The 12,259-nt window shown below is 67.3% G+C and carries 13 protein-coding genes; 5 read left to right on the top strand and 8 right to left on the bottom strand.

Features of this window, described 5'->3' with window-relative positions; translation table 11 throughout:
* Positions 1 to 115 precede the first annotated feature (115 nt).
* Positions 116 to 1,279 carry a peptidoglycan DD-metalloendopeptidase family protein gene (locus ACFCV3_RS12945; protein ID WP_376029607.1) on the top strand — a complete coding sequence of 388 codons (1,164 nt, stop codon included), beginning with the start codon at positions 116 to 118 and terminating at the stop codon, positions 1,277 to 1,279.
* Between the two features lie 41 nt (positions 1,280 to 1,320).
* Here ACFCV3_RS12945 and ACFCV3_RS12940 read toward each other — a convergent pair whose 3' ends face one another.
* Positions 1,321 to 2,496 (bottom strand): acyltransferase family protein, encoded by a 1,176-nt coding sequence (locus ACFCV3_RS12940; RefSeq protein ID WP_376029604.1) that lies wholly within the window; start codon positions 2,494 to 2,496, stop codon positions 1,321 to 1,323.
* 407 nt (positions 2,497 to 2,903) lie between these two features.
* On the opposite strand from ACFCV3_RS12940, the gene ACFCV3_RS12935 reads away from it, so the two are divergent.
* Positions 2,904 to 4,007: an acyltransferase family protein gene (locus ACFCV3_RS12935; RefSeq protein WP_376029602.1), complete on the top strand. Its 1,104-nt coding sequence runs from the start codon at positions 2,904 to 2,906 to the stop codon at positions 4,005 to 4,007.
* Here ACFCV3_RS12935 and bla read toward each other — a convergent pair whose 3' ends face one another.
* Together bla and ACFCV3_RS12925 are read right to left on the bottom strand one after the other, a co-directional pair.
* Entirely contained in the window at positions 4,008 to 4,913 is a 906-nt protein-coding gene (gene bla, locus ACFCV3_RS12930; RefSeq protein WP_376029600.1) for a class A beta-lactamase, read from the bottom strand.
* A gap of 78 nt (positions 4,914 to 4,991) precedes the next feature.
* The gene (locus ACFCV3_RS12925; protein ID WP_376029598.1) at positions 4,992 to 6,290 is read right to left on the bottom strand and encodes an epoxide hydrolase family protein; all 1,299 of its coding nucleotides are present in this window, start codon (positions 6,288 to 6,290) and stop codon (positions 4,992 to 4,994) included.
* Between the two features lie 168 nt (positions 6,291 to 6,458).
* Between ACFCV3_RS12925 and ACFCV3_RS12920 the strand changes: the two genes are divergently transcribed.
* The 3 genes from ACFCV3_RS12920 to ACFCV3_RS12910 are packed head-to-tail and all read left to right on the top strand — an operon-like array spanning position 6,459 to position 8,632.
* On the top strand, positions 6,459 to 6,926 hold the full coding sequence (locus ACFCV3_RS12920; protein ID WP_376029596.1) for a DoxX family protein: 468 nt from the start codon (positions 6,459 to 6,461) through the stop codon (positions 6,924 to 6,926).
* Complete coding sequence (locus tag ACFCV3_RS12915) at positions 6,874 to 7,542, top strand: response regulator transcription factor (protein ID WP_132414066.1); 669 nt, start codon at positions 6,874 to 6,876, stop codon at positions 7,540 to 7,542. Before ACFCV3_RS12920 ends, ACFCV3_RS12915 begins: the two co-directional genes overlap by 53 nt.
* The gene (locus ACFCV3_RS12910; RefSeq protein WP_376029593.1) at positions 7,535 to 8,632 is read left to right on the top strand and encodes a sensor histidine kinase; all 1,098 of its coding nucleotides are present in this window, start codon (positions 7,535 to 7,537) and stop codon (positions 8,630 to 8,632) included. Before ACFCV3_RS12915 ends, ACFCV3_RS12910 begins: the two co-directional genes overlap by 8 nt.
* On the opposite strand, the gene ACFCV3_RS12905 is transcribed toward ACFCV3_RS12910, so the two are convergent.
* The 5 genes from ACFCV3_RS12905 to ACFCV3_RS12885 form a co-directional block, all read right to left on the bottom strand.
* Positions 8,580 to 9,023, bottom strand: coding sequence for a GNAT family N-acetyltransferase (locus tag ACFCV3_RS12905; RefSeq protein WP_376029590.1), 444 nt, complete (start codon positions 9,021 to 9,023; stop codon positions 8,580 to 8,582). The two genes, ACFCV3_RS12910 and ACFCV3_RS12905, sit on opposite strands and share 53 nt — an antisense overlap.
* Positions 9,020 to 9,628, bottom strand: coding sequence for a D-Ala-D-Ala dipeptidase VanX (gene vanX / locus ACFCV3_RS12900; RefSeq protein ID WP_376029587.1), 609 nt, complete (start codon positions 9,626 to 9,628; stop codon positions 9,020 to 9,022). The genes ACFCV3_RS12905 and vanX overlap by 4 nt, the downstream gene beginning before the upstream one ends.
* Positions 9,625 to 10,644: a D-alanine--(R)-lactate ligase gene (gene vanA, locus ACFCV3_RS12895; protein ID WP_376029585.1), complete on the bottom strand. Its 1,020-nt coding sequence runs from the start codon at positions 10,642 to 10,644 to the stop codon at positions 9,625 to 9,627. The genes vanX and vanA overlap by 4 nt, the downstream gene beginning before the upstream one ends.
* Positions 10,641 to 11,624 (bottom strand): D-isomer specific 2-hydroxyacid dehydrogenase family protein, encoded by a 984-nt coding sequence (locus tag ACFCV3_RS12890; RefSeq protein WP_376029582.1) that lies wholly within the window; start codon positions 11,622 to 11,624, stop codon positions 10,641 to 10,643. Before ACFCV3_RS12890 ends, vanA begins: the two co-directional genes overlap by 4 nt.
* 108 nt (positions 11,625 to 11,732) lie before the next feature.
* Positions 11,733 to 12,176 (bottom strand): hypothetical protein, encoded by a 444-nt coding sequence (locus ACFCV3_RS12885; RefSeq protein WP_376029579.1) that lies wholly within the window; start codon positions 12,174 to 12,176, stop codon positions 11,733 to 11,735.
* Positions 12,177 to 12,259: the final 83 nt, after the last annotated feature.

Genomic DNA, 12,259 nt, shown 5'->3' with positions numbered 1-12,259 from the left:
TCACCCCAGTGGACAGTCTCTGGACGCTGATCAAGCCACAAGATAGCCGACTGTCCGTAGTCGGCGGATAGCTTTTCGCCACCGATCCTGTTCCGTCCCATCAGGAGGACCCGTTATGACGTTCAACTCGAGAGTGCGCTGGGCAGCAGTGCTGACCACCGGCGCTCTGGCAGTCCCGGTGACTGCCGCCGCCGCACCGCAGCAGCCAACCCTGCAGCAGGCCGTGACGGCGAAGGTCAGTCTGGCCAAGACCAGCAAGACGAAATCTGACATCCAGGTCAACGTGACCCGCGGCGCCGGGACCGGCACGGTCTTCGGCACCACCGTCGCGCTGGTGCCGAAGGGCCAGGACTCGCACCCCGAGGGCTGGCTGTTCGCGGCCCGGCTCGTCGACGGCAAGTGGCAGGTCGGCCTCGAAGGCGAGCGTGCCTTCACCGAGCTGACGGCCGCGTCGCCGGTGGTCTCGGCGAAGGAGAAGCAGCTGTTCGGCCAGCAGGGGTTCGCTCCGCAGGCGGCCGGCGGTGACTTCCGGACCGGCATGCGGCTCCCGTTCGCCAACGGCACCTCGTGGAGCATGCCCGGTGGCGCACACGGCTGGGCCGGGACAGACACGCCGTACAGCGCGTTGGACCTGGCCGGCGGCAACGGTCAGGTGCTCGCGGCGCGCGGCGGCACTGCGTACACGATGTGTGGCAACGGCAAAGGCTGGATCCGCGTCATCCACGACCGCGGCTACGCGACGGACTATTACCACCTGTCCGGCAACATCGCGGCCAATGGACTGGCCGTTGCCGAGGGCAGGTTCCTCGGCAACATCGGTACCGACGTCTCGTGCGGCGGCTCGGCCAACGGCCCGCACGTGCACTTCGCCCTGCGCCAGAACAGCGCGTACGTCGGCATCGCCGGCCACAACGTCGGCGGCTGGGTCTTCCAGAACGCCGCAACCGCCTACAACGGGACCGCACTGCACGGCAGCACGGTCCGCAGCCCCGGCCAGCAGCTCTACAACTACGGAGCGCTCGGCTTCACCCAGGGCATCATGGACGCCTTCGGTGGTGGCACGGTCAACAAGCGCACCGGACCGGGCACCAACTACGCACTCGCAGGAAGCGTGGCCGACGGTACGACGGTCAACATCTCCTGCTCCAAGAACGGCACCTCGCACAGCGGGCGCTGGGGGACCACCAGCCTCTGGAACCGGCTGAGCGATGGCACCTGGGTCAGTGACGCCTTCATGTGGACCGGACTGTCGACTCCGGTCAACGGCACCTGTCCCTGACCTGAGGTGGCCGGGGTGCCCCCAGCACCCCGGCTGTCAGGTCAGGCCAGTTTCGTGCTGATGAAGCGTTTGCCGACGTTGATCATCGGCTTCTCCACCCACAGGAAGCACAGGTGCGCCATCAGGATCGACATCAGCGACACCGCGACGAACGGCACCGGGCTCTTGCTGAGGTTCGCGCCGAACAGCAGGTAGAGCGCCACCACCGCCTCGTGCGCGATCAGCTGCACCAGGTAGATCGAGTACGAGCGTTCGCCCAGGAACACGAACGGCCGCATCGACAGCAGCCGCTGCGGGAACGCGTTGGCGAGCAGCGCAGGCAACAGCAGGAAGCCGACCAGTACGACGTACGGCGGGGGGACCGCGATGAAGCCGGGCACATCACCGGCCAGGTGGTGCTTGTCGATGAACGAGGCCCACAGGTGCACGGTCGCGTGGATTGCGACGAACGCGGCAGCCGCCGTACAGGCGACCCACGGCCGGGTCAGCGGCTTGAACAGGGCGTAGGTCCGGCGGTTGTGCATCAGGATCGCGACCAGGCAGCCGACCAGGATCGAGAAGTAGTGCGCGGTCCAGCCGCGCGGGTCGCCGCCCATCGACAGCGGCACCATGACGAGCATGATCGCCATCAGCACCAGCGTCAGGCCGATCCGGCCGCGGAACTTCCGGCGGCGCTGGACGAGGATGGCGGAGAAGGCCAGCAGTGGCCAGAACAGGTAGAACTTCTGCTCGATACCCAGTGACCAGGACTGCCCGTACTGGCCGCCTTGACCGAACTCGTTGAAGAAGAACAGGTAGAGCGGCAGCTCGGTCCCCGGCGGGTTCTTGGTCAGGGTCCCGTGGAAGAACTGCAGAAGCAGCGTGACCCCGAGCAGCACGAAGTACACCGGCAGGATGCGGAAGATCCGCCGGGCGTAGAACTTCTTGAACGAGATCTGCCCGGAGCGGTCCTCTTCGCGCAGCATCAGCGTGGTGATCAGGTAGCCGGAGATCACGAAGAAGATCTGGACGCCGATCCAGCCCTGCACCCAGTCGGGGCCCTGGTTGTGGAAGACCACGACCATCAGGGCGGCGATCGCACGCAGCCCGTCGAGGGCGGGGAACCGCTTGAGCCCCAGGTACTCGGCGTGGCTCATCGGCTGGTTCGAGGCGCCGATGCGCCGGCCGGCTAGGTCGAGCTCACTCGATACAACGTCGGCGGTCGGCGTGGACGTCATCCTTGTCGGGCTCCTCTACGTCGCCCGCGGTGTCGGGCAGGGGTCGGGCAAGTGAACAGTGGGACGCCGGCGCCGAGAGAAAAGTTCAGACCGTTACACCCAGATACCGGACGGACTATATCCGTCGCGATGGGTCACCGCCCAAACGTACCTATTGGTACAGCGCCGGGGGCCGGCTGTGACACGGCTGTGAAACGACGGTGAGACGCGGGCCCCGCACGCTGGCGTTGTGATTCGGGCCACGCCGCTCAACCTCGCGCGCCCTCCAGGTCCTCTTTCCTGACGCCGGGCCGCGGGTGGTTGCCCTTTTGGCGTACGGCGACGGGTCCGTGTCAGACCACGGGATGACATCGGCTGCCGCCTCGGGGCTGATGGCGTGCGGCCTTGATTTCCCTAGTTTTTAAGACATGTCGACGGCGGATGCGACCGCGGAAGGAACTGAGATGCCGGAGCGGAACCGCGTCGCCTGGGCGGATGTTGCCAAGGGCGTCTGTATTTTGCTGGTGGTCCTGTGGCACGTGCTGATGAAGCACTACCTGCAGATCGACTGGCACATCGGCGGCCAGATCAAGGGCGCTTGGGGCACCTTCGGGGAACAGTTGCTGCCCTTGCGGATGCCCTTGTTCTTCGCGGTCTCCGGCTTCTTCGCGGTCCGCGCGGTCCATCGGACCTGGCCGGAGGTGCTGCGCACCAAGGTGGCGAAGTTCTACTACCTCTACGTCCTGTGGCTGATCATCCACACCGCGATCCTGGCGTTCGTGCCGGACTTCGGCACCGAGAGCGCCGACGGGCCGCTGAAGTTCGTGGCCCAGCTGTTCATCACACCGTCGAACCTCTGGTACCTCTACGCCCTCGCGCTGTACTTCCTGGTCGCCCGGGCCACTCGCCGGGTGCCGCCCTGGGTGGTCCTCGGGCTGGCGTTCCTGCTATCGGCAACCGCTTCGGCCGAGCTGGTTCCGGTGCCGGGTGACCGCGCCGGCGTCTATCAGAACCTGGTCTTCTTCCTGGCCGGTATCTATGGAAAGACCCTGATCGAGAAGCTCGCCGCCCAGGCGAGCTGGTTGCGACTGGCCCTGATCGCAGTCCCGTACGCCGTACTTCTGGCAGTGGTCGCCCTGTTCGACGCGAAGACCTGGTTCGGGCTGTGGCCGCTGGTGAGTGGGGTAGCGATCCTGCTCGGCGTGACCGCGGCGGGCCTGGTGACGCGCTGGGAACGGCTGAGCAACGGGCTGGCGAGTATCGGGCGGCGGACGCTGCCGATCTATGTGATCCACATGCCCGTGCTGGCCCTGATTCACGAGGCGCTGCTGAAGCCGCTGTCGTCCGCGAGCCCGACGATCCAGCTGGTCACGCAGATCGTCGAGCCCGTCGTACTGACGGCGTTCGTGGCCTGGCTGTGCTTGTTCGTCTACAAATACTTGCCGAAGGCCCTCTTCGAGCTCCCGTTCGGGCTCGGTGTCAGCCGCAGTGCCCCGCCCGCGCATCGGCGGACCGCACCTGCGTCGCGGTGATCAGCCCAGAGCTTTGACGGCCGCTGCTGCGGCGGCTGCGATCAACGCATCGTCCGTGGGGGCGTCCTTCACGCCCTTGGTGGACATGATCGCGAGCATGATCGGCGCGCGGTTCGGTGGCCAGACGACGGCGACGTCGTTGCGGCCGCCGTACCCGGCGGTGCCGGTCTTGTCGCCGACCTTCCAGTCCTTCGGGACACCGGCGCGGATCGTCTTGTCACCGGTGGTGTTGGTCAGCAACCAGTTGTTCAGGATCGCCTGCTTGGCCGGCGGGAGTGCGTGGCCGAGGGTGAACTTCTGCAGGCTGGTCGCGAGCTGACGCGGTGTCGTGGTGTCGCGCCTGTCGCCGGGCGTCGCCTCGTTGAGAGTCGGCTCGTTGCGGTTGACGTTCGAGACCCCGTCACCCAGCTTGCGCAAAGCCCGCTGCAGACCAGCCGGACCGCCGAGCTCGACCAGGACGAGGTTCGCGGCGGTGTTGTCGCTGTAGCGGATCGCCGCATCGCACAGCTCCCGCAGCGTCATCCCGGTGCCGACATGCTTCTCGGTGATCGGAGAGTAGGTGACGAGATCAGCCGCGGTGTACCGGATCAGCTTGTCGAGATCCTTCGTCTGACGCAGCAGCACGCCGCACGCCAGCGCCTTGAACGTCGAAGCGAACGCAAACCGCTCGTTCGCCCGATAACTGACCGTACGCCGACTCCCCGTGTCCAGCGCATACACCCCGAGCCGAGCCGAATACTGCTTCTCCAACTCCTGAAACGGCACCACCCCCGGCCGCACCGTCGCCGAGACAGTGGCCTCCGGCGTCGGCGCAGCCACCGCTCCAGACGAACAAGCAGAACCAACCAGCAGAACAGCGGACACCCCAGCCAGCACGAATCGACGCATGCCGCCCAGGCTAGTCAATCGTTGGAATCAGTCGAAATCGAAGATCGAGTTGCTGGGGCTGTGGCTGGGGTGCGTGATGCTCGAGGTCGTGGGGGGTTAGCGGAGGTAGGTGAAGGCTGCTCGGAGTTCGGTGGTGAAGAGGGTGGGTTCTTCCCAGGCGGCGAAGTGGCCGCCTCGGATGGGCTTGTTGTAGTAGTTGAGGGTGGGGTAGGTCTTCTCGACCCAGCTGCGGGGGGCCTGCATGATTTCGCCGGGGAAGGCGCTGAAGCCGACCGGTACGCCGACCGGGGGTGGGGGGACCGGGGCGGTGGCTCGGGCTCGGGCGCTTTCCCAGTAGACGCGGGCGGCGGAGGCGCCGGTGCCGGTGAGCCAGTAGAGGGTGATGTTGTCGAGGATGTGGTCGCGGGTGAGGTTGCCGGCGGGCATGTTGTGCACGAAGGCCTTGGCGATCTTGTAGTAGCTGTCGGTGTCGTGGTCGAGCATCCAGGCGGCCAGGGCGACGGGGGAGTCGAGCAGGGCGTAGCCGATCGTCTGCGGGCGGGTGGTCTGCTCGATCCGGTAGCCGTTGCCGGTGGCATTGAACTCGGCGACGGCCGCGGCTGCGGCGCGTTCCTCGTCGGTGTTCGTCGGCCAGCCGACTCCGCCGAGCGCTGCGCCGAGCAGGTTGACGTGGATGCCGAGCAGCCCGTCCGGGGCCTGGCGGCCCAGGTTGTCGGTCACGGCGGAGCCGACGTCACCACCCTGAGCGACGTACTCGGCGTAGCCGAGTCGCAGCATCAGCTGGTGCCATGCCTTCGCGGTGCGGCCGGGGTCCCAGCCGATCTCGGTCGGCTGGCTGGAGAATCCGTACCCCGGAATCGACGGCAGCACGAGGTGGAACGCGTCGGACGCGCGACCCCCGTGCGCGGTCGGGTTGGTCAACGGGCCGATGGTCTCCAGCAGCTCCACGAACGAGCCCGGCCAACCGTGGGTCATGATCAGCGGCAGCGCGTCCCGGTGTGGTGAGCGCACGTGGATGAAGTGGATGTCGACGCCGTCGATCTCCGTCGTGAACTGCGGCAGCTTGTTGATCTTGGCCTCGAACCGCCGCCAGTCGTACTTGCCCAGCCAGTACTTCGCCAGTGCCTTCGTCGTTGCCAGCTGCACGCCCTGGGAGCGATCACTCACCAGCTCGGCGGTGGGCCAACTCACCCCGGCGACCCGGCGCCGCAGGTCGGTCAGCTGCTGCTTCGGCACCGAAACCCGGAAGGGACGGACCCCCGCGCTCCCACTCAGCTTCGCAGGCGGCGCAGCGCTGGCCACTCCGTTGCCCAGTGCGGTCAGGCCGACTCCGGCCACAATCCCGCCCTGCAACACCGCTCGCCGCGAAGGTCCGACCCCATCCGTGAAGCGCATCCGTCTACCTCTCCCAAATCCGGCAATTCCTGCTGACCCCTTCACCCTCGCGGGACCGCGGCCCCGTCGCACCCGTGAAACCCCCTGGTTTCAGTGGTGGCTACGGATGTGCCCACCACACCGCCGGCGGGAAGGTCGTCGTACAGATCAACTCCCGTGGAGGTAGTGATGAGTACGACGATGACGACAGCCCGCAGGGTCCGGCCGGGAACCGTGGCCTTGTGGGTACTGCAGGTGTTGCTGGCCGCCTCGTTCGTGATGGCCGGCCTGCCGAAACTGTCCGGTGACCCGGTCATGACCGAGATGTTTGCGGCCATCGGCGCCGGTCAATGGCTCCGCTACGTGGTCGGCGTGCTGGAGCTCGCCGGTGCGATCGGGCTGCTGATCCCGCGGCTCTCCGGTGCAGCCGCGCTCGGCCTGGTGGGGATCATGGTCGGGGCCGTGGTGACGAATGTGGCCGCGCTGGGAGTTCCTCCGGTGGTCCCGTCGGTGTATCTCCTGCTCGCCGCCACGATCGCGTGGTTCCGGCGGCCCAGCCCTGGACGATACGTCCGCGATACCCCAGGCCTCGTAGCATCGAGGCATGCGGGTGCTGATCGTGGAGGACGAGCCGGAGATGGCGGAGGCGATTCGTGACGGGCTGCGGCTGGAGGCGATCGCGGCCGACATCGCCGGTGACGGTCACACCGCGCTGGAGCTGCTGAGCCTGCACACGTACGACATCGCCGTACTGGACCGGGACATCCCCGGCCCGTCGGGCGACGAGGTGGCGGCGAGCATTGTTGCCTCGGGCAGCGGCATGCCGATCCTGATGCTCACCGCCGCTGACAGGCTCAACGACAAGGCGTCCGGGTTCGAGCTCGGCGCCGACGACTACCTGACCAAGCCCTTCCACCTGCAAGAGCTTGTACTGCGGCTGCGCGCGCTCGACCGTCGTCGGGTCCACAACCGGCCACCCGTCTGGGAGATTGCGGGGCTGCGGCTCGATCCGTTCCGCCGCGAGGTCTACCGGGACGGCCGGTACGTCGCCCTGACGCGGAAGCAGTTCGCCGTACTGGAGGTGCTGGTCGCGGCCGAGGGCGGAGTGATCAGCGCCGAGGAGCTGCTGGCCCGGGCCTGGGATCAGAACGCCGACCCGTTCACCAACGCCGTCCGGATCACGGTGTCGACGCTGCGGAAGCGGCTCGGCGAGCCCTGGCTGATCGCCACGGTGCCCGGTGTCGGGTACCGGATCGGCACCGAGGATGACTAGGCCGCCCGGCCTGAGCATCCGGCTGAAACTCACCCTCAGCTATGCCGGCTTGGTGATGGTGACCGGCATCCTGCTGATGGCGGCAGTCGCGCTGTCGCTGAAGCTCACGCGGCCGGACGGCCTGGTGATGACCGTCAAGTACGACTACTACGAAGGTATGCTCAGGCGCTTCGTGCCCGCGGCCGGAGTCACCGGGGTGCTCCTGCTGATCTTCGGGCTGGTCGGCGGCTGGTTCCTGGCCGGCCGGATGCTGGCGCCGGTGTCGCTGATCACGGGCGCCACCCGGCAGGCCGCGACCGGGTCGCTGTCGCATCGGATCCGGATGCCGGGCCGCAACGACGAGTTCCGCGAGCTGGCCGACAGCTTCGATGCCATGCTCGCCCAGCTCGAGGCGCATGTCGCCGAGCAGCGCCGGTTCGCCGCGAACGCTTCCCACGAACTGCGGACCCCGCTGGCGATCACGCAGACCCTGCTCGACGTAGCGCGTAAGGATCCGAAGCGCCCGCCCGATGACCTCGTCGATCGCCTGCATGCCGTGAACGCGCGGGCGATCGAGCTCACCGAAGCGCTGTTGCTGCTCAGCCGCACCGAGCAGGGAACCTTCACGGCGGAGGATGTCGACCTGTCCCTGGTCGCGGAGGAAGCGGCCGAGGCGCTGCTGGCCCACGCCGAAGAACGCGATGTGCTGCTGGAGACCTCCGGCGAGATGGCCTTCACGGTCGGCTCCCGCGCGCTGCTGCTGCAGCTGACCACGAACCTCGTGCACAACGCGATCGTTCACAACACGGCCGAAGGCGGCATCGTGCAGGTCGAGACTGCGGTCTGGCCGGAGTCCGTCGTACTGACCGTCGAGAACACCGGCGCTGAGGTCACCCCGGAGTTGCTCTCGACGCTCACCGAGCCGTTCCAGCGCGGGGCCGAACGTATCCGCAGCGATCACGGTGGCGTCGGCCTCGGCCTGGCCATCGTCAAGCGGATCATCGAGGTCCACCAGGGGACGCTCAGCCTGATGGCCCGCGCCGACGGTGGCCTCCGCGTCACCGTCGAGCTACCTCGCGGCGGAACCACGACGAACGTCCGGTCTGGTTGACGTAGCCGCGGCCCTCGTAAAAGGCGTGCGCCTCGGTACGGCGGTCCGCACTGCTCAGCTCGATCCGCACGCACCCGGCGGCAGCCGCGAACTCCTCCGCGACTGCCATCAACCGGCCACCGACACCCTGCCCGCGGACGTCCTCGGAGACCACCAGCGCGACCACGCGCGCCCAGTTGCCGGTGCGTTCGAAGTACGGGCCGACGTGGACGGCGACCACCCCGAGAAGGTTGCCGCCGGCATCGGCCACGTACGCCGTACTGGACGGATCTGCCTGCCAGGCCCGAATCCGGGCAACGGTGGATCCGGTGTCCTGGTCCGGATAGCCCAGCTGCGCGAAGAGGACGTTGATCGCCGCGGCATCGGCCGGTTCGGCAGGCCGGACGATCATGCGATCGGGAAGTCGAAGTAGCTGTCCGGGTACGGCTCGTCCTTCAAGGTGTAGTGCCACCACTCGTAGTCGTAGCGCTGGAAGCCGGCCGCCTCCATGATGTTGCCGAGGTGCTGCCGGTTGCGGGCCTCGGTCGGCGTGATGCCGGTGGCACCGTGGTGGGAGATCGAGTCCATCAGGTCATGGTCGCCACCCATGGGGGCAAGCTCGCCGGTGTCGAGGTGGTACAGCGTCAGGTCGACCGTGCTGCCGCGGCTGTGCCCCGACCGCGCCGACACGTAACCCTGGACGAACATCTCGGTCCGGCCGATGTTCGGGTAGTGCCTGGATTTGGTCCGGCCGTCCTCCGGCTCGTTGGCCCAGCGCAGGAAGCGATCCACGGCACTCTGCGGACGGTAGCCGTCCCAGATCAGCAACCCGAAGCCGAGGGCGGCTGCCTCCTCGCGGCCCTTGGCCAGAGCCGCGGCCAGGGCCTTGGTCCCGACAACCCGGTTGGCGAGATAGCCGTCGACCGGGCGGCCGGTGAAGTTGTCCCAGGTCGCGTACTTGGCGTCCCAGCGAATCCCCGAGACGAACTCGTCCAGGTAGACGAAATCGGCCTTCATCGCGAGCTGCCTCCCATCGCCAGCGCCACCATCCGGTCGATCACGTCACCCAGCGACAGCCCGGCTGCCGCCATCATCCGCGGGTACCGGCTGTACGACGTGAGGCCGGGCAGCGTGTTGACCTCGTTCAGCACGACCGTGCCGTCCTCCTTGAGGAACATGTCGACCCGGGCCAGGCCGCGGCAACCCAGCGCGCGGTAGATCGCCATCGCCGTCTCCTGGACCAGCTTCCGGGCGTCGTCCGGGATCTGGGCGGGCACCACCGGGGTCGAGTTCTCCGAACCGGTCTCTGGCGTGTCCTCCTGGTGGATCCGGAAGAAGCCGTGCGTCAGCGAGATGTGGTCGAGTTCGCCGGTGACGAGATCCCCGTCGTTCCCGAGGATCGCGCAGCCGATCTCGCTGCCGACGACACCTTCCTCGATCAGCACCTTGGCGTCGTACTGCCGTGCTGTCGCGAGTGCCTCCGGCAGTTCGGCCGGTCGCAAGACCTTGCTGACTCCGAACGACGATCCCGAGCGGGCCGGCTTCACGAAGACCGGGTAGGGGAGCTGGAACGGGTCGACGTCGTCATCCGCCGTACCGGTCCAGAAGGTCGGCGTCGCGATCCCGGCGCTGCGCGCGACGGTGTAGGCGAGCGACTTGTCCATGCACACGGCCGAACTCTGGATGTCGCAGCCGACGTAGGGGAGTCCGGACAGTTCCAGCAGCCCCTGGATGGAACCGTCCTCGCCGGTCTTGCCATGCAGGACAGGCAGTACGACGTCCAGGCCGATCGTCTCGTACCGGCCGTCCTCCAGTACGAGCAGTCCCGGCGCGCTCCGGTCCGGCGACAGCACCGCCGGCCGGGCCGAGTCGAAGCTCGGGCCGTCACAGAGTCGCCAGGCGCCGGCCTGCGTGATCCCGATCCAGACAGGCTCGTACTTCGCCGGGTCGAGGTGCTTCGCGACCTCCTGCGCGGACTTCACCGACACCGGGTGCTCCTCGCCGGCGCCGCCGAACAGGATTCCGATCCTCATATCCACTCCCGCTTTCTGCTGTCGAACTTGAGGCAATTGATGATGGAGTTCTCGACCGTGTCGCTCAGGGCGTGGTCGGTGTAGTAGGCCGTGTGCGGACTGACGATCGCGTTCGGCAGTTTCTGCAGCCGCAGCAGCAGATGGCTCTCCAGCGGCTTGTCCCGGTGGTCGGCGTAGAAGATGCCTTCCTCGCCTTCGAGTACGTCGAGTGCCGCGCCACCCAGCCGCCCGCTCTCCAGGGCCTCGACCAGCGCCTCGGTGTCGAGCAACGCGCCGCGTCCGGTATTGATCACGAACGCGCCGTCCTTCAGCTCAGCGATCCGGGCGCGATTCAGGAGATGGTTCGTCGTCGCGGTGAGCGGAGTGTGCAGCGTCACCACGTCGCTGATCCGCAAAAGCTCGTCGAGGGGAACGTAGTCGGCCGATGTCATCGGATTGGTGTCATAGGCAACGACATGACAGCCGAACCCGCGCAGCCGGTCCATCACGGCTGCACCGATCCGACCGGTGCCGATGACTCCGATCCGCAGGTCGCGCAACTCGCGCCCGCGGACGTCCGTCAGCCGGTAGTCGTGCAGGTCGACGCGTCTGATCATCGACTTCGCGTTGCGCACGGCCATCAGCATCAGCATCAACGTGTAGTCGGCGACGCTGTCCGGTGAGTACGCGACATTCTGTACGGCGATGCCGAGGGTGTCGGCGTACTCCACGTCGAGGTGGTTGTAGCCGATGCTCCGGGTCGAGATGTAGGTGACGCCGGCCTCGCTCAGTGCCTGCAGGGTGTTGTTGCTGATCCGGGACTTGTGCCCGACGCTGATGCACCGGTTGCCGGCCACCAGGTCGATCGTGGCCTCGGTGACCGCGGCCGGCGTGATCGTCGGCACCACCCCGAAGCGAGCCGCCAGCTCCCGGAACAGGACAGCTTCGTCCGGCTCACAGCCGTAGACCGTGATTCCCAGTCCTGGTTCGTGATACGTCATGCCGGCAAGTCAAGCCAGCTTGGCGTTGTAGCTCCGTATCCGCCTTTTCATATGCTCACGAAATGCGTCTGGGCCGGACCCCGTGGTCCGGCCCAGCCGATCGTTCGGTCAGCCGCGAGGGAGGAACGTGCTCTCACACTTCAGCGAGGGGCCGAGGTCGACGCAGACCTGGATACCGGCCTTGACGATGCTGGCGCTGGTGTTCAGCTCCTTGTTGTCGTACGGGCCCCACGGCTCGCTCGTGCACGTGCCGTCGTCCTCGTGCCAGACGCCGTTGGCCCAGTTGCCGTTGCTGAGCAGGGCCCGGGCGCGCGCGATCACGCGGTAGCCGTCACCGGGGCAGGTGTCGTTGATCACCCAGTTGTTGTAGACCACCTGCGTCGAGGACGTGAAGTTCAGGTCGGCGTACGACGAGCCGCCGGCATCACCGCCGGCCGGGCTGACGACGTGCACGTAGACGTGGCCGTCCGCGGCCATGGCCGGGCTCATACCGGCTGCGAGCATCGCGGCCGAGGCCGCGGCGATACCGAGTGTTCTGGTGGGAAAGCGCATAGCACAACTCCTTGTCACTGGGCGGGACATGTCCTGATAAGGACAGCGGGCCCCATGCTCACGGTGACCGGAGTGGGCTGTCT

It is taken from the genome of Kribbella sp. NPDC056345 (genome assembly GCF_042262745.1).
Taxonomy (GTDB): Bacteria; Actinomycetota; Actinomycetes; order Propionibacteriales; family Kribbellaceae; genus Kribbella.
This window is presented reverse-complemented; position numbering and strand designations above follow the sequence as displayed.

Coding starts and splice junctions, on each gene's coding strand:
- ACFCV3_RS12920 (WP_376029596.1), top strand. CDS start 6,459: ATGAGTACGACGATGACGACAGCCCGCAGGGTCCGGCCGGGAACCGTG.
- ACFCV3_RS12925 (WP_376029598.1), bottom strand. CDS start 6,290: ATGCGCTTCACGGATGGGGTCGGACCTTCGCGGCGAGCGGTGTTGCAG.
- ACFCV3_RS12935 (WP_376029602.1), top strand. CDS start 2,904: ATGTCGACGGCGGATGCGACCGCGGAAGGAACTGAGATGCCGGAGCGG.
- vanA (WP_376029585.1), bottom strand. CDS start 10,644: ATGAGGATCGGAATCCTGTTCGGCGGCGCCGGCGAGGAGCACCCGGTG.
- ACFCV3_RS12940 (WP_376029604.1), bottom strand. CDS start 2,496: ATGACGTCCACGCCGACCGCCGACGTTGTATCGAGTGAGCTCGACCTA.
- ACFCV3_RS12905 (WP_376029590.1), bottom strand. CDS start 9,023: ATGATCGTCCGGCCTGCCGAACCGGCCGATGCCGCGGCGATCAACGTC.
- vanX (WP_376029587.1), bottom strand. CDS start 9,628: ATGAAGGCCGATTTCGTCTACCTGGACGAGTTCGTCTCGGGGATTCGC.
- ACFCV3_RS12885 (WP_376029579.1), bottom strand. CDS start 12,176: ATGCGCTTTCCCACCAGAACACTCGGTATCGCCGCGGCCTCGGCCGCG.
- ACFCV3_RS12945 (WP_376029607.1), top strand. CDS start 116: ATGACGTTCAACTCGAGAGTGCGCTGGGCAGCAGTGCTGACCACCGGC.
- ACFCV3_RS12910 (WP_376029593.1), top strand. CDS start 7,535: ATGACTAGGCCGCCCGGCCTGAGCATCCGGCTGAAACTCACCCTCAGC.
- ACFCV3_RS12890 (WP_376029582.1), bottom strand. CDS start 11,624: ATGACGTATCACGAACCAGGACTGGGAATCACGGTCTACGGCTGTGAG.
- ACFCV3_RS12915 (WP_132414066.1), top strand. CDS start 6,874: ATGCGGGTGCTGATCGTGGAGGACGAGCCGGAGATGGCGGAGGCGATT.